Genomic DNA, 15485 nt, shown 5'->3' on the forward strand with positions numbered 1-15485 from the left:
CAACAGGCCGACCCGCTGCGCAGGATGAAAGCTGCGCGGCCCGGCCTGTTGCTCACCCCACGCTGCGAGGCGTAACTAACCCAAGGACTCTGGTCGCCGCTGGATGAAAACTCAGGGGCACGTCAACTTCTTTTTCCACGAAAAGCGGACGTCCGACGGTTTCAGCAGAGTAAGGCTCTCACCCTTGGCCTCGGCTTCATCAGTCGTTTCACGAGTAAGGTGACGAGCTATTCGAGAGCGTTCCGATTGCTTCATTTTCCTAGAAAGCGCGATGCTCTCGTGCACCACTTTCTGGCTTTCACGGCGAGTGTCATGTTCGGGGGTTGTGAACTGATAGGTTACCCAGTCCCAGCGCTTAAACTTCTGTGCGCCCTCGAGAATTCGGAACGCTACGGGGTAGAGACGGCGCCATTTCAGATCCCGCCCGACGCCGGCACAGCAGACGGTCTCGAAGTAGTTGCTGCTCCTATGCGGAAGCGCCTTCACCAGCATGACGCACTCGTCCGAGCTGCTTGCTAATCGCGACATGGGTTTGCACTCCTAGGTGGCGAACCTTAGAGCCAACAACCGATTCGAGACGATCGGCAACGATCTTTCGATGACACTCGTGGTGGTCACGCTCATAACAGAGCAGGCAAACGTTCAGCCGCTTGGCTAAATCAGCGATCTTTTCGAGGGCATCGACTGCCTGTTGGGTTTCTAGAACGCCAGCGTAGACCTTTCGGAACTTGGCTAGATCGCCAGCACGCGCGGCATCTCGGCCCTCCTTTGGATCACCCAGCTCTTTCAGATGGATATATCCAATGCCCCCACCTTCGAGGGCGTCGCGAAGCGCAGACTTCGAAAAGCCCGGTCTCCGCGACTGCGCACGGTCCCGGATGTCCACGACCATCTGAATATCCACGAGCTGCAGCGTGCCTAAAAAGTCATCAGGACGAGCGCCCTCGTATCCGATCGTAGCTAGCATCGAGTCGTCTCCGTTAACTCTGTCTGCCTACGTAGCGATTAAGACATTCCCAAGATTCCGAAGGCAGCGTGCTTTCGACGGCGTTGACTGGAAGGCCTGCGGACCGGCCTTTAGATCGTGCTAGCAGCCGCCCTTATATCCTGCGTGACATCCCTCGCGCCTGGCATGTCCCAACAGCTGTCCTCAAGCCGAAACAACCACCCATTCGCGTGCTTGCTATAGCGGCAGCGCGACTCAAGCCCTTCGTGCGGAAGGATGATCGCCCGCTGCACCTCACAGGCTCCGTCGAACAATACCGCCGCCAGAAAGTCGAACTTCTTCTCCGGCAGTCTGCGCAGGAAACTCAGTTGGCGCGACCCGTTGGCCTTGGTCAGCCGACGGCTCTTGATCTGATATCGCAGGCCATCCTTGTCGGTGGCGTCATGCCCTGCCGCCGAGGAACTCTCCAACTCCCAGCCGAATGCAGTTGCGAAAAGCAGCTCCGCGTAGTCGCCCACTGGGCTGTTGGACGTCCGCACCACCTCACGGCTCCGAAGCTCGTCCAGAACCGCGCCGTGCAGTTTTAGCAAATCTCGTACGCTCGCCGTAGCAAACTGATCGGGAACGTCATCAGGCTCGCCTTCACTGACCAAAGCGACCGCGTTCGCCTCGGCCCCATAGTCTGACAGAGGCACGGCCTTCCTAAGCATATTGCCTAGGTTCATCCTCACCTGACCGGGATTTAAATGCGCATACTGCGTGCGGCGATCTATGCCGTAGTGGAGCGCGACTGCGTGTAGCGCTTCAAGATCGAGCGTGCCATCCGCTGCGGTAACCTGGGGCCGGAGCCACTGGTTGAACGCATCGTTCTTGGTCAAGCGCTCCCAGCGCTCGCGTCGCTCTCGATCGATTTCCATCATTGGTCCCCCAGCACCGGCATCACCTCCACCCCGTCACAGACGAAGATCGACATGTGCGGGTGCCCGTCGAACAGGCGGACGGCGGCCTCGTGCGAGGGGGCCTTTACCACCATGAAGACGGTCAGCAGATTGACGATGTCGGTCACCGCGCCCGCATCGGATAGCCGCTTGGTCGGCCCCAGCGGCCCGCCGACGTACAGGATGTGGTCGCTGTGCGCCGCTTCCCACGCCTTGACGGCGGCGACACCGCGGGCGGCGGTCTGATCCTGTTCTTCCTTCGTCATCGCGCGCCAGGCCGCCCATTTCGGCCCGGCCTTGTCGGAGGTGAAGACGGCCAGATAGCGGGCGTCGGGCATGGGTGTCTCCGGGACTTTGCATCCCCTGTGTATCATGGGACGTTGAAGGGCGAACCGACACGAAAGGCTCCGCCATGATCCGCTCCGCCCTGTCCGTTTCCCTCGCACCCGTTCTGGCCCTCGCGCTGACCGCCTGTGGCCAGGCCGATACGCCCGAGCCCGCGCCCCCGGTGGCCCAGCCGGCGACCACCGCCGCCACCACGCCGCCCGCCACGCCCCCAGCCGCCCCACAGGCTGCGCCCGCCGGGCTGGAGACCGCCCTGCGCGGCCTGCACGCCGACGACGGAGCCCTGACCTATGCCCATGCGTCCGTCGATCTGAACGGCGATGGCTCCGACGAGGTCCTGGCCTATGTCATGGGGCCGATGGTCTGCGGCTCGGGCGGGTGCAACCTCTATGTGCTGGCGCCAGAGGGCGAGGATGGGGGCGAGGGCTGGCGCGTCGTGACCCGCACCAGCGTGACCCAGACGCCCGTCGGCGTCCTGACCACCTCCACCAATGGCTGGCGCGACCTGGCCGTCTCCATCGGCGGCGGCGGGGCCCAGGCGGGCTGGGTGCGCCTGACCTATGACGGCCGGACCTATCCGACCAATCCTACCGCGCCACCGGCCACGCCCCTGGAGGGCCAGCCCGACGTCACCACCCTGATCGCGTCCGAACCCGACGCCCGCCCGCTGCCCTAGGCTGCGGGCCGATGTGCGCCTCCTATGAATCCCGCTTCTCGGTGCGCCAGCTGGTCGATGCCTTCGCCCATGCGGGCATAGAGGTCGGGATGGACGGCGGCGGTCTGCCCAATCTGGAGCCGCGCGAGGAGGTGCGTCCGACCGATACCGACCGGATCGTCCGGGCCGCACCCGACGACCCGGATCGCACCCTGCTGGCCCCCGCCCGGTTCGGCCTGAAGGCCTCTGCCCCCAAACGCCCGCCCGTGATCAATCTTCGGTCCGAGGGGCGCGGCGTCTCCAATGCGGCCACGTCCGGCCGGGCCCTTCTGCCGGTCTCGGGCTTCTATGAGTTTACGGGCGACACCTATCCCAAGACCCGCTGGCGGCTGTCGGACGCCGGTGGCGCGATGCTGATGCTGGCCTGTGTCTGGCGTGCGGGGGTCGGGGCAGGTGGCGAAGGGGATGCCGACGGTTTCGCCCTTCTGACGGGCGAGCCCGGGCCCGACATCGCCCCCTATCATTCGCGCGGCGTCATACCCCTGCCGCCCGCCGCCTGGGCCGACTGGCTGTTCGACCGGGTGCCCGCCGCCGACCTGCTGATCCCGCCGCCGGCCGGAACCCTGATCGCCACCGCCGCGCCCCGACCTTCCGCGGCCCGGGACGCCACCCAGGCCCCGACCCTTTTCGATCTCTGAGAGGTCCGGGAGCGGTCATTCCGGGGACAGATCATCCGGTCCTTCTGGACCCTCGCCCGGCGGTCATGCGGCCGTTTTCATCAGCACGCCTCCGGCCCGTGGTAGAATGCCCGGCGGTCCCCCTTCGGGCCCACGCCTGCGGTCTTTGACAGTTCCCATCCCGCCCCGCCGACCCCTGGCCGCAGGCGAACTCCCACACATCGCCGCATCATGACGCGCGCGGCGGTTCCGTTTTCCGGCTCATGGAGACACTGGACCCCAGGGTGAACCGAGTGGACTGAGTGGACTCTGTTTTTCGTCCGCCCAGTCAGTCCATCTCGGCTTCGAGGTCAGCCAGACGCGCGGCCTGATCCTCGGCGATCAGGGCGTTCAGCAGGGGGTCAATATCCCCTTCCAGAATCTGCGGCAGGCTGTGCAGGGTCAGGTTGATCCGGTGGTCGCTGACCCGCCCCTGCGGAAAGTTGTAGGTGCGGATGCGCTCGGACCGGTCGCCGGACCCGACCTGGCTCTTGCGCGTGTCGGAGCGCGCCAGATCCTTGGCCTGACGCTGCATGTCGTACAGCCGAACCCGCAGGTTCTTCATCGCCTTGTCGCGGTTCACATGCTGGGACTTCTCGGACGAGGTCACCATGATGCCGGTCGGCAGGTGGGTGATCCGCACGGCAGAGTCGGTCGTATTGACGTGCTGGCCGCCGCTGCCCGACGAGCGATAGGTATCGATGCGGATGTCCTTTTCGAGGATCTCGATCTCGACGTCCTCGACCTCGGGCAGCACCGCCACCGTCGCCGCCGAGGTGTGGATGCGCCCCTGCGATTCCGTCGCGGGCACGCGCTGCACCCGGTGCACGCCGCTCTCGAACTTCAGCCGGCCAAAGACGCCCTCGCCCGTGACCGTGGCGATGACCTCCTTGTAGCCGCCGGCGTCGCCCTCGGTCAGGCTGTCGATCTCGACCCGCCAGCCGCGGCTCGAGGCATAGCGGCTGTACATACGGAACAGGTCGCCCGCGAACAGCGCCGCCTCATCGCCGCCTGTCCCGGCCCGCACTTCCAGCACGGCCGACGCGTTCTCGTCGGCGTCGCGTGGAGCCAGCAGCAGTGCCACCTCCCGCTCCATCTCCGGCAGGCGTTCGCGCAGGGCTTCCAGCTCCTCCGCCGCCATTTCCGCCATCTCGGGGTCCGACGCCATGGCCTCCAGATCGGCCATCTCGGCCCGGGTCTTCGCCAGAGCCATGACCGCATCGGCCACCGGCTTCATCTCGGCGTGCTCCTTAGACAGGCGCACGATCTCCTGGCCGTCCGTGGCCGCACCCATCCGCGCCTCCACCTGGTGGAAGCGGTCGAGAACCTGATCGAGCCGGGCCTGAGGCAGTCGCAAGGTCGCTAAATCCTGGGTCTGGAAAAGGGGCGGAGCCTTACCCCGTCAGCCTGCGCCTGTCGATGCGCCGGACGGGCCACGGAAATCTGCTTCGCCCCGGTAACGCTTTGCGCCATGGCGCATTACATCGAAACGGGAGCGCCGCGCTGGGGTGTCTCCGTCGGGGGCTGAATGGACACCTTCCTGCTGTTTCTGATGGTCGGCCTCTTGGCCCAGGCGATCGACGGAGCCCTGGGCATGGCCTATGGCGTGATCTCCTCGTCGGTCCTGCTGGCGCTGGGCGTGCCGCCCGCGACCGCCAGCGCCAGCGTCCATGCCGCCGAGGTCTTCACCACCGGCGCCTCGGCTGGAAGCCACGTCTGGCACCGCAATGTGGAATGGCGACTGTTCGTCCCGCTGGCCCTCGCCGGGGTAATCGGCGGCGTCCTCGGGGCCTATGTCCTAGCGGGCATCGAGGGCGACGTCATCAAGCCGTTCGTGATCGCCTATCTGGCCGGTGTGGGCCTGTGGATCCTGTGGCGTGCAGGCCATGACGCCAGCCCGCGTCGTCTGCCGTCCTGGCTGATGGCCCCCGTCGGCGTCGTCGGCGGCTTTCTGGATGCCATCGGCGGCGGTGGCTGGGGCCCGACGGTCTCCTCGGCCATGGTCGGTGCCGGCCAGGAACCGCGCCGCGCCATCGGCACGGTCAACACCGCCGAGTTCTTTCTGACCATGGCGATCAGCGCCACCTTCGTCTGGGCCCTGGTCACCGGTCACTGGGAAGAAGCGGGCGCGCTGGAGAACCATTTCGCCGCCGTGGCGGGCCTGGTCGTCGGCGGCCTGATCGCCGCCCCCTTCGCCGGCCTGATCGTCAAGAAGGTCCCGCGCAAGGCCCTGACCTATGCGGTGGGCGGCCTGCTGCTAATCCTGTCGATCTTCCAGGGCCTGCAATTGGCGGGGGTCATCGCCTGATACGAAAAAGGCGGGACCAGCCTGAGCCGGTCCCGCCCATTCTTCAACGCTGAAAAGCTTACTGTGACGCGGCAGGTGCCGCCGCAGCCGCCGCAGCGGCGCGAGCACGTTCGGCATCGGCCGCCCGTTGCTCGGCTGGGGTCAAAAGAACGACCACCAGCGGGTTCGGCGACAGGTCCTTCATAGCTCCCGACGTGCCATCGACGACCGCCCCGATAACGCCGCCGAAGACCACATTGCCGGCCATACCTGCGGCCCCGCCGCCCGACACGCCGCTGGTCACTTCGACTTCCTGGCTCACATAGCCCTCACGCGAAACAGTGACGCGGAAACCGTTCTTGCGGGGCATACGGAAGGTGCAGGGCGTCGACTCGCATTGGAACCCGTTGGAGGTCGAAACCCGTGCGCCGGGAGGCGTGCTCTCGACCGTAAAATCCTGATTGGAGCCACGCGTGATCGTGGCGCAGGCCGGCAGAGCGACGGCGACAGCCGCAAGCGCGACCGCACGCACGCCGAAGCGCGCGAAAGTTCTGGAAGTCATGAAAGCCCCGAAGACTGTAATAGCCTGCCCCCCTGGCAGGCCTGAATCCCATGTCGCATCCGAAGGTTGCGCCGTCAATCGCCGGTTTTCGACAGAACTATTCCGCCGCCGCCAGCGCCGCCTGCGCCGCCCGGACTTTATCCAGTTCCGCCGCCTTGGCTTCAACCTGGGCGACGATTTCCTCGATCATGCCGTCGTTGTGCTGTTTGTGGGCGATCTTTCCGTCCAGATAGACCATGCCGGACCCGGCACCGCCGCCGGTGAAGCCGACGTCAGTGTAGAGAGCCTCGCCGGGGCCGTTCACGACGCAACCGATGATCGACAGCGACATGGGCGTGGTGATGTGGGCCAGTCGTTCCTCCAGCACCCCCACCGTCTCGATGACATTGAAGCCCTGACGCGCACACGACGGGCAGGCGATGATGTTGACCCCCCGGTGGCGCAGACCCAGCGACTTGAGGATATCAAAGCCGACCTTGATTTCCTCGACCGGATCGGCGGCCAGGGACACCCGGATCGTGTCGCCAATCCCGGCCCACAGCATGGAGCCCAAGCCGATGGCCGACTTGATCGTGCCGGTGCGCAAGGGCCCGGCCTCGGTCACGCCCAGATGCAAGGGGCAGTCGATGGCCTCGGCCAGTTGCTGATAGGCGGCCACCGTCAGGAACGGGTCGGACGCCTTCACCGAAATCTTGAATTCGTGGAAGTCGTGGTCCTGCAGGATGCGGGCATGGTTCAGGGCGCTCTCGACCATGGCGTCGGGGCAGGGCTCGCCATACTTCTCCAGCAGTTCGCGCTCCAGCGAGCCGGCGTTGACGCCGATGCGCATGGAGCAGCCGTGATCCTTGGCCGCCTGGATGACGTCGCGGACGCGGTCGGGACTGCCGATATTGCCGGGGTTGATGCGCAGGCAGGCGGCACCCGCCTCCGCCGCCTCAATGCCGCGCTTGTAGTGAAAATGGATGTCGGCGACGAGCGGCACCCGGGCCTCGCGCGCGATCGTCTTGAAAGCGGCGGTGGATTCCACGTCGGGGCAGGAGACGCGGACGATGTCGGCCCCGGCCTCTTCCAGCTGACGGATTTGCTCCAGCGTCGCCGCCGCGTCCGAGGTCAGGGTGTTGGTCATCGACTGGACGGTGATCGGCGCGCCCCCGCCGACGGGGACATTGCCGACCATGATCTGACGGCTCTTGCGCCGCTCGATGTGCCGCCACGGACGGACGTGACCCAGTTCGGAGGAGTGATCAGCGCTCATGATGCGTCGAATATAGGGTATGGCTCACGACAAGGCCACGACGGCGGCGACGCAGGCCTATTGAGTGGTCGGAGCCGGGACAGGGGCCGTGACTGGGACCGCTGCGGGGCGAGGCTGTGCCGCCGCACGGGCCTGGGCGGCCGCCTGCGCCTGCTGAGAGCGAGCGGCAGTCTCGGCGGCCGCCTGTCGCAGCTGCGCCTCGGCGCGGGCGTTGAACTGGCCGAGCGGTACCTGCAACGCCGGCATGGCCCCGGCAAACTCGCCATTGATGTAGACGTCGAAGGCCGCAGGCTCGGAAACGTCCAGCGTCGCCGACAGACCGATGGGCGCGCGCCAGGCGTCCCCCGCGTTCAGCTGTCGCGCGAACAGGATGCGCCCGTCAGGCAGGCGCACCACGATATTGGCCGACCGGGTGGCCTGGATCACGACCTGAGACGCGGTGGCGGGTGCGCCATACAGGGCCCCTCGCGGATTGAAGGCCTTACGCACAGGCTGGGCCGAGGCGGCGTCAGCGGCAAGCTGTTCGGGCGTCGGCGCGGCGATCCCCGTCATCTGCATTTCCAGACCCGGGGTTACATAGAGCTGGGGCACCGTCTGGTCGGCGGGCGCGGGCTCGGGCGGAGCAAGACGCAGGCCCGTCTTGTCCAGCGCCTTTTCGGTGGTCCAGTTCGGCGGGACCTGGGCGATGTCGGACGGGCGCGGAGCCTGGACCAGATTGACGCGCTGAAAGATGTTCCAGCCAACGACGGCGACCAGCAATAGGCCGCCGACCACTGCCAGACGCCCGGAGTTCCGCTTCACGTCCTCGTATGCGATGCCGGACGGGGCCTGAAGCGGCACGGTCGGATCCGGGCTCTCGCGCTTGAACCGCTCGACCGCCGTCTGCTCGTCAAGTCCCAAGGCCGCCGCGTAGGAGCGGACATAGCCGATGGAGAACACCCGGTTGGGCAGGATGGAGAAGTCGTTCTGCTCGATCGCGGTCAGATAGCGGGTGTGGACGCGGGTCTGGGTCGACAACTCGGCCAGGGAGCGACCGCTGGCCTCACGCGCCGCACGCAGGGCGTCGCCCAGCGTCAGGGCATCCTCGACCGAGGCGTCGGTGGGATCGGCGCGAGGGCCGACATCCGTGGAGACCGCCCCCTTTTTCTTCGCCATCAGGCCGTCCTCGTCAGCAATGCCTTGGTCGCACGACGCCGCCGCAGACCTGTCCGTGCATAGAACACGGCACAGACCGCTTCAACGCCGGGCCTACAGAATGACGTTCAGCTTGCGTGCCAGGGATTCCAGCTCGCCCCGGATCGACCCGGCCGAGGAACCCAGAAGTCCGGTCATGGCACGGCGAGCGGCACCCAGATCGGCGGTCAGGATCATCCGCTTGACCGGCCCCACCCCGCCCGCCGGGGCCGACAGTCGTGTGAAGCCCAGGGTCAGCAGGGCAAAAGCCTCCAAGGGGCGTCCCGCCAATTCGCCACACACGGACACCGGCGTGCCCGTATCGGCGCATTTGCGCTGGATCTCGGCGAGGGCCCGCAATGCCGGCGGCGACAGCGGATCGTAGCGGTCGGACACCAGCGGATTGGTCCGGTCGGCGGCGAACATATACTGGAACAGGTCGTTGGTGCCCACCGAGACGAAGTCCGTGAGTGGCAGCAGGGCATCCAGATGCCACAGCAGACTGGGGCATTCGATCATGGCTCCGACCCGAAGCAAAGCCGGCAGTTCACGCCCTCGCCTGCGGGCCCATTCGCATTCGACATCGACCAGTTCGCGCGCGGCCCGGAACTCGTCCACCGTGGCGATCATGGGGAACATGACCCGCAGTTCGCGCCCCGCGCCCGCCGCGAGCAGGGCGCGCAGCTGCAATCTCAGAAGGCCGGGGCGATCCAGACCCAGACGAATGGCGCGGCGGCCCAGAGCCGGGTTTTCCTCACGCTCGGTCTCCAGGTAGGGCAGTACCTTGTCGCCGCCGATGTCTAGCGTGCGGAAGGTGACGGGCCGGTCTCCGGCCGTATCCAGCACCAGCTTGTAAAGCGCCGTCTGGCTGTCCAGACGCGGCAGTTCCTCGGACACCATGAACTGAAATTCGGTGCGGAACAGGCCGATGCCCTCGGCCCCCGTCGCGTCCAGATTCTCCAGATCGACGGCCAGACCGGCATTGGTCAGGACGGTGATCCGCTGGCCGTCGCGCGTGACGGCATCCACGTCGCGCAGCTTGGCGAACTCGGCCTGCCGCTGGCTGCGGACCTCCATACGCGACTGGACGGCGGACAGCATATCGGGCCGGGGCCGCAGATAGGCCTCGCCCGTCTCGCCATCGACGATGACCAGATCGCCTTCGGACAGGCGATCGCGCAGGCCCATAAGGCGGCCAACGCAGGGGATTTGCAGGGCCCGTGCCACGATGGCGGCATGGCTGGCGGCCGACCCCTCCTCCAGCAACAGGCCCCTCAGCTTGTGCCGGGGGTATTCCAGCAGGTCCGCCGGCCCAAGGTTGCGGGCCACCAGAATGGCGTCGTCGGGCAAGTCACGCTCGCCCGGTTTGTCCCCGGCCAGGAACCGCAGCAGGCGATTGGCCAGATCCTCGAAGTCGTGGAGCCGTTCCTTGATGTAGGGGTCGCGGGCTTGGGCGAAGCGGGCGCGGTGTTCGTTGCGCACGCGATCCACCGCCGCCTCGGCCGTCAGGCCGGTGCGCACCGCCTCCTCCAACGACCGGTTCCAGCTGCGGTCGTCGGCGAACATCCGGTAGGTTTCCAGCACCTCGAACGACTGGCCCGCCAGCTTGACTCGTCCGCCCTCCAACATGGCGTCGATGTGGGCCTTCAACCCGATCAGGGCCTCGCGCAAGCGGATTTCCTCGACCTGCTGGTTCTCGGCCAGAAGGTTCTCCGGCGGTACGGGCGCTTCGTGCAGGACCACCTGACCGTAGGCGAGGCCCTCGGCAAACCGCTGACCCTTCAGCCGCTCCGGACGGTGCGGGGCGACCTCGATATCGCGAAGTTCGTCCTGGGCCAGCAGCTCGCCACTGGCCACAGTCTCGGCCAGGACCATGGCGATGGTCTGGATGTCCTCGACCTCTTCCTCGTCGTATCGGCGCTCGGAGCGGTTCTGCACGACCAGCACGCCGATGGCCCGGCCACCGCGCAGCAGGGGGGCGCCGAGGAAGGCATGATAGGGGTCTTCACCCGTTTCCGGACGGTAGGAGAAGCTGGGGTGGGACGGGGCGTCAGACAGGCTGATCGGCTGGGCGGTGCGGGCGACCTCGCCGACCAGGCCCTCGCCGGGGCGCAGGCGGGTATTGTGAACGGCCTCGGGCTTCAGGCCCTGGGTCGCGAACAGTTCCAGCTCACCCGAGGACCGGCGTAGATAGATGGAGCAGACCTCGGCCACCATCGACTGGGCGATGGTGCGAACCACATGGTCCAGGCGCTCCTGGGCCGGAGCCGCACCGGCCATCGCCTCGCGGATCTGGCGAAGCAGGCTGCGCGGCCCCCTCGTCGTCAATCCGCCAGCCGCCAATCCGCCCTCCCGTAAAGCTCACGCCGCAGATGGGCGTTCGATGTGTCGTTTCCTAGACCGCTTCCAGACCGTATGCGGAATGAAGCGCGCGGACGGCCAGTTCCGCATAGGCGGCGTCGATCAGGACGCTGATCTTGATCTCGGAGGTCGAGATGGCCTGGAACTTGATGCCCTTGTCGGCCAAAGCGCGGAACATGGTCTGGGCGACACCTGCGTGACTGCGCATACCGACGCCGACGACCGAGACCTTGGCCACGTCCTCGTCGACGCGGAGCTCCTCGAAGCCGATCTGAGCCTGCTCGGCTCGCATCAGCTCGGCGGCACGCTGGGCATCCCTGCGGCCGGTGGTGAAGGTCAGATTGACCGCCCCTTCGGTCCGGGCCTGCGACTGGACGATCATGTCCACGTTCACATTGGCCTCGGCCAGGCGGGTGAAGACATCGGCGGGCGCGTCGGTGCGATCCGCCAGCCCCAGCAGGGTGATGCGGGCCTCGTCACGGCTCATGGTCACGCCGGACACGATACGTTTTTCCACGATTTCCTCCTCGTCGCAGATCAGGGTGCCGGCATTGGCGGGCAGCGCGCCGTTTTCGTCAGGTTCGATGAAGCTGGACAGGACCCGCACGGGCACCTGTTTGGCCATGGCCAGTTCGACGGATCGGGTCTGGAGTACCTTTGCTCCAAGGGATGCCATCTCCAGCATCTCTTCGAAGGAAACCCGCTCCAGTCGTCGAGCCCGGCTCTCGATCCGGGGGTCGGTCGTATAGACGCCATCCACGTCGGTATAGATGTCGCACGGGCAGGACAACGCCGCCGCCACGGCGACCGCCGAGGTGTCGGAGCCGCCGCGGCCCAGGGTGGTGATCCGCCCGTCGCGGGTGACGCCCTGAAAGCCGGGCACGATGGCAATCTCGCCCGCATCCATGGCGGCCCCCAGAACCTCGCCCGGCACGTCCTCGATACGGGCGCGGCCGTGAGCGTCATCGGTCAGGATCGGAATCTGCCAGCCCATCCAGCTGCGGGCATTCAGCCCCATGTTGCGCAGGGTCAGGGCCAGCAGGCCTGCCGTCACCTGCTCGCCCGAGGCGACGACCACGTCATATTCGTCGTCCGAAAGGGCCACGCCCGGCCCCGGCGGGCCCGCGCCGTCGGTCCAGGCCACCAGCTCGTTTGTCTTGCCCGCCATGGCCGAGACGACGACGGCGACCTGCTTGCCCGTCGCGGCCTCGGCAGCGACGATGCGGGCGGCACGGCGGATGCGCTCGAGGTCGCCCATCGAGGTGCCGCCGAATTTCATCACCAGCCGCGTCATTTCAGCGTGTCGTTCCCTGTGCCATGAGGCTGTATGGTATCAAATGGCGCGAAACCCCGTCTCGATCGCCACGGTTGCTTCTAGCGACCGGCGGACGACGCGCAAACCCCAAAGGCAACAGGGTCTTATGGACACCACCGACGCCCGGGCTTCCGGCCCCTCCATCGATCCGGCCGATGTGGCGCGGTTTTCGGCCCAGGCGGAGCTGTGGTGGGACGCGCGCGGACCGTTTGCACCGCTGCACAAGTTCAATCCGGCGCGGCTGGCCTTCGTGCGCGATCGGGTCGCCGAGCGGTTCGAGCGTGACATCCGGCAACGCGAGGCCTTTGCGGGACTGAGCCTGCTGGACGTCGGATGCGGCGGCGGGCTGATCGCGGAGCCCATGCGGCGTCTGGGATTCGAGGTCACCGCCATCGACGCCTCGTCCGAGAACATCGGCACGGCGCGAGCTCATGCCGAGATGACCGGTCTCGACATCGGCTATCGCGCCGCCACGGTCGAGCAGCTGGAGGCCGAAGGTGTCGGGCCGTTCAATGTCGTCCTGACCATGGAGGTCATCGAGCACGTCGCCGATCCAGAGGCCTTCGTGCGGGCCTGTTCGCGGCTGGTGAAGCCGGGCGGCCTGATGATCGTGGCCACTCTGAACCGCACGCTGAAGGGCCTGCTGCTGGGCAAGGTCGCGGCGGAATACGTCCTGCGCTGGGTGCCCGCCGGCACACACAACTGGGGACAGTTCCTCAAGCCTGACGAGATCCGCGCCATGCTGGCCGCCGAGCCGGTCACGGTCACCGGCCCCTATGGTCTGGAATACGACGTGCTGAACGATCGCTGGAGCGAGGGTGAGGCCGACATCAACTATATGATGATCGCCACCCGGGACTGAGCGTCAGATCGCGCGGACCATATAGCGGGCGTCATCGCCATAACTCGCCAGTTTTGCGGCCAGCGCCGGAGACGTGGCCGGATGGAAGCCCATCCGTTGCCAGAAGGCCGTCGCGTCATTGACCGCGACCAGTGCCATCGTTGTCCAGCCGTCCATCCGCGCCTGATCGATCAATCGCTCGACGATGGCACGCGTGTGACCGCCCCCGCGCACAGCTGGATCGAGCGCTAGGTCGTGCAGATAGATGCGGTCGGCATCCGCCGGGATGGCCTCGATCAGGGTGTTCAGCGGCGGGGCGGTCTCGCCCTTCCAGGGATAGGCGAACAGATAGCCACGCACGGCGTCGTCCGCGTCCGCCAGCACGAACGACATGGCCGGGCAGATCGCCAGCCGGTTCTCGAAACAGGCCCGGCTTTCGAAGTGATCGGGAAACGACTGACGCGCCACGGTGACGACGCCATGGATGTCGGCTTCGGTCATCGAACGCCAGAGCAGAGGCGCGCCGGCCATCAGTGCGCCTTGGACGGATCGGGCGGCAGGACAGGCAAAGGCGCACAGGGCACGCCGTCGTCCCGCAGCTTCTTCACCTCGGCGGGCGTTGCCTCGCCATAGATTTCGCGCTTCTCGGAACGCCCCTCGTGGATGTCGCGCGCCTCGCGCGCGAAGGCGTCGCCGACATAGTCGAAATTTCGTTCGACATGGGAGCGGACCTCCCGGGCTGCCTGCATCATCATGGTCTGGAGCGCGGCGGGGTCGGGTGCCGCGGTCTTGCGCGTGCCCGCAACGGCAGGGGCCATGATCTGTTTGCCGATATTGCGCGAGCCGCAGTACGGGCATTCGATCAGAGCGCGCGCCGCCTGATCGTCATAGTCGGCGGAGGCGCTGAACCAGGCTTCGAAGCCATGGTCGTGCTCGCATTTCAGGGCGTAGCGGATCATACGTGGGGCGGGGCGAAGTCGCGATCGTGGGTCAGTTGCGCAATGGCCTCGCGCGCCCGAGTGACCGCGTCGAGGTCCACGGTGGCGAACAGCACACCTGGTTCGTCGTGGTCAAGTTTGGCGACCACCTCTCCCCAAGGAGCCACGACCGTGGAACGACCCCAGGTGCGACGACCGTCTTCGTGCTGACCAGCCTGGGCCGGAGCCAGGACATAGGCCCCGCTCTCGATGGCCCGCGCTCGCAGCAGGGTCTCCCAGTGCGCCTCCCCCGTCGGGACGGTGAAGGCGGCCGGTACGGCGATTATCAAGGCCCCTGCCTTGCCGAGCGCCCGGTGCAAATGCGGGAACCGCACATCGTAGCAAATGGTCAGCCCCAGCCGGCCCCACGGCGTATCGGCCACCACGGCGGCGTCGCCAGGCCGGATCGAGGCACTTTCGCGCCAGCTTTCACCTGTCGGCAGATCGACATCGTAGACGTGCAGCTTGTCGTACGTGCTGACGACCGCGCCCGAGTCGTCGATCAGTATCGAGCGGTTGGCCGCACGGTCGTCACCGTCATGGCCCGACTTCACGATGGCCGAGCCGATCAGCAGCCAGACCCCCAGTTCGCGCGCCAGATCGCGCAGGCCCTGTACCACCAGATCGGTATCGGCATCGGCCAACACCGCGTCCCGTGCGGCGCGATCCTTGATCAGGAAATTGGTCGCCTCTGGCGTCAGGATCAGCTGAGCGCCGCCCGCCGCAGCCTTCCGGATCAAGGGCGCGACGTGATCCAAGGCCGCCTGCGGCGTCGCAGGCGTCCGGGTCTGGATCAGGGCGACCTTCAGGCTGGCCATGGGCTAACGTCAGGCGGCCAGCAGCGGGTCGAGACCGCCCCGCGCGTCGAGCGCATGCAGGTCGTCGGAGCCGCCGATGTGCTTTTCGCCCACGAACACCTGCGGGAAGGTCATGCGTCCGCCGGACTTCTGGATCATTTCCTGCTTCTTTTCGGGATCGCTCGAGGCGACGATCTCGGTGAAGTCCACGCCCTTCTTGTCCAGCAAGGCCTTGGCCGACGTGCAGTAGGGGCAGCCGGGTTTGGTGTAGATGACGACGTCGGCCAAGGCGGTTCTCCGTGGGTTCAAGATCACCC

17 protein-coding genes are annotated in these 15485 nt (G+C 66.6%); 4 read left to right on the plus strand and 13 right to left on the minus strand.

The genetic code is table 11. From position 1 onward, the window contains the following. Positions 1-466: 466 nt before the first annotated feature. From ACE3TH_RS12855 to ACE3TH_RS12865, 3 genes are all read right to left on the minus strand, one after another. The gene (locus ACE3TH_RS12855) at positions 467-967 is read right to left on the minus strand and encodes a DUF488 family protein (protein WP_374600228.1); all 501 of its coding nucleotides are present in this window, start codon (positions 965-967) and stop codon (positions 467-469) included. A 110-nt stretch (positions 968-1077) separates the two neighbouring features. Beyond that, a complete protein-coding gene (locus tag ACE3TH_RS12860) occupies positions 1078-1866 on the minus strand; it encodes a hypothetical protein (protein ID WP_374600230.1) in 789 nt (262 codons plus the stop codon). Continuing rightward, positions 1863-2222, minus strand: a complete 360-nt coding sequence (locus ACE3TH_RS12865) for a hypothetical protein (RefSeq protein ID WP_374600232.1) — start codon at positions 2220-2222, stop codon at positions 1863-1865. Before ACE3TH_RS12865 ends, ACE3TH_RS12860 begins: the two co-directional genes overlap by 4 nt. Positions 2223-2296: 74 nt before the next feature. On the opposite strand from ACE3TH_RS12865, the gene ACE3TH_RS12870 reads away from it, so the two are divergent. Together ACE3TH_RS12870 and ACE3TH_RS12875 are read left to right on the plus strand one after the other, a co-directional pair. Further along, positions 2297-2905 (plus strand): hypothetical protein, encoded by a 609-nt coding sequence (locus ACE3TH_RS12870; protein WP_374600234.1) that lies wholly within the window; start codon positions 2297-2299, stop codon positions 2903-2905. Positions 2906-2916: 11 nt separating this feature from the next. Further along, positions 2917-3582 (plus strand): SOS response-associated peptidase family protein, encoded by a 666-nt coding sequence (locus tag ACE3TH_RS12875; protein ID WP_374600236.1) that lies wholly within the window; start codon positions 2917-2919, stop codon positions 3580-3582. 307 nt (positions 3583-3889) lie between these two features. On the opposite strand, the gene prfA is transcribed toward ACE3TH_RS12875, so the two are convergent. After that, entirely contained in the window at positions 3890-4957 is a 1068-nt protein-coding gene (gene prfA, locus ACE3TH_RS12880; RefSeq protein WP_374600238.1) for a peptide chain release factor 1, read from the minus strand. Between the two features lie 171 nt (positions 4958-5128). Here prfA and ACE3TH_RS12885 point away from each other — a divergent pair, with 171 nt between their 5' ends. After that, positions 5129-5908 (plus strand): sulfite exporter TauE/SafE family protein, encoded by a 780-nt coding sequence (locus ACE3TH_RS12885; protein ID WP_374600240.1) that lies wholly within the window; start codon positions 5129-5131, stop codon positions 5906-5908. 58 nt (positions 5909-5966) lie between these two features. Here the strand turns inward: ACE3TH_RS12885 and ACE3TH_RS12890 are convergent, their stop codons facing one another. The 5 genes from ACE3TH_RS12890 to ACE3TH_RS12910 all read right to left on the minus strand — a co-directional run bounded on the left by ACE3TH_RS12890 (position 5967) and on the right by ACE3TH_RS12910 (position 12532). Continuing rightward, complete coding sequence (locus tag ACE3TH_RS12890) at positions 5967-6449, minus strand: PEGA domain-containing protein (RefSeq protein WP_374600242.1); 483 nt, start codon at positions 6447-6449, stop codon at positions 5967-5969. Between the two features lie 97 nt (positions 6450-6546). Beyond that, the gene (gene ispG, locus ACE3TH_RS12895; RefSeq protein WP_374600244.1) at positions 6547-7704 is read right to left on the minus strand and encodes a flavodoxin-dependent (E)-4-hydroxy-3-methylbut-2-enyl-diphosphate synthase; all 1158 of its coding nucleotides are present in this window, start codon (positions 7702-7704) and stop codon (positions 6547-6549) included. A 57-nt stretch (positions 7705-7761) separates the two neighbouring features. Further along, on the minus strand, positions 7762-8859 hold the full coding sequence (locus tag ACE3TH_RS12900) for a helix-turn-helix domain-containing protein (protein WP_374600246.1): 1098 nt from the start codon (positions 8857-8859) through the stop codon (positions 7762-7764). A gap of 93 nt (positions 8860-8952) precedes the next feature. Further along, positions 8953-11220 carry a phosphoenolpyruvate--protein phosphotransferase gene (gene ptsP / locus ACE3TH_RS12905; protein WP_374600248.1) on the minus strand — a complete coding sequence of 756 codons (2268 nt, stop codon included), beginning with the start codon at positions 11218-11220 and terminating at the stop codon, positions 8953-8955. Between the two features lie 52 nt (positions 11221-11272). Then, positions 11273-12532: an aspartate kinase gene (locus ACE3TH_RS12910; protein ID WP_374600250.1), complete on the minus strand. Its 1260-nt coding sequence runs from the start codon at positions 12530-12532 to the stop codon at positions 11273-11275. A 127-nt stretch (positions 12533-12659) separates the two neighbouring features. Here ACE3TH_RS12910 and ubiG point away from each other — a divergent pair, with 127 nt between their 5' ends. Continuing rightward, complete coding sequence (ubiG, locus tag ACE3TH_RS12915; RefSeq protein WP_374600252.1) at positions 12660-13415, plus strand: bifunctional 2-polyprenyl-6-hydroxyphenol methylase/3-demethylubiquinol 3-O-methyltransferase UbiG; 756 nt, start codon at positions 12660-12662, stop codon at positions 13413-13415. A 3-nt stretch (positions 13416-13418) separates the two neighbouring features. On the opposite strand, the gene ACE3TH_RS12920 is transcribed toward ubiG, so the two are convergent. Genes ACE3TH_RS12920 through grxC form a run of 4 tightly spaced genes read right to left on the minus strand, consistent with a single transcriptional unit; the run spans position 13419 to position 15456 of the window. Beyond that, positions 13419-13925, minus strand: a complete 507-nt coding sequence (locus tag ACE3TH_RS12920; protein ID WP_374600254.1) for a GNAT family N-acetyltransferase — start codon at positions 13923-13925, stop codon at positions 13419-13421. After that, positions 13925-14353: a DUF1178 family protein gene (locus tag ACE3TH_RS12925; protein ID WP_374600256.1), complete on the minus strand. Its 429-nt coding sequence runs from the start codon at positions 14351-14353 to the stop codon at positions 13925-13927. Before ACE3TH_RS12925 ends, ACE3TH_RS12920 begins: the two co-directional genes overlap by 1 nt. Continuing rightward, the gene (locus ACE3TH_RS12930; RefSeq protein ID WP_374600258.1) at positions 14350-15189 is read right to left on the minus strand and encodes a carbon-nitrogen hydrolase family protein; all 840 of its coding nucleotides are present in this window, start codon (positions 15187-15189) and stop codon (positions 14350-14352) included. The genes ACE3TH_RS12925 and ACE3TH_RS12930 overlap by 4 nt, the downstream gene beginning before the upstream one ends. Before the next feature lie 9 nt (positions 15190-15198). After that, positions 15199-15456 carry a glutaredoxin 3 gene (gene grxC, locus ACE3TH_RS12935; RefSeq protein WP_374600259.1) on the minus strand — a complete coding sequence of 86 codons (258 nt, stop codon included), beginning with the start codon at positions 15454-15456 and terminating at the stop codon, positions 15199-15201. Positions 15457-15485 lie beyond the last annotated feature (29 nt).

Source organism: Brevundimonas sp., from assembly GCF_041919755.1.
GTDB lineage: Bacteria > Pseudomonadota > Alphaproteobacteria > Caulobacterales > Caulobacteraceae > Brevundimonas.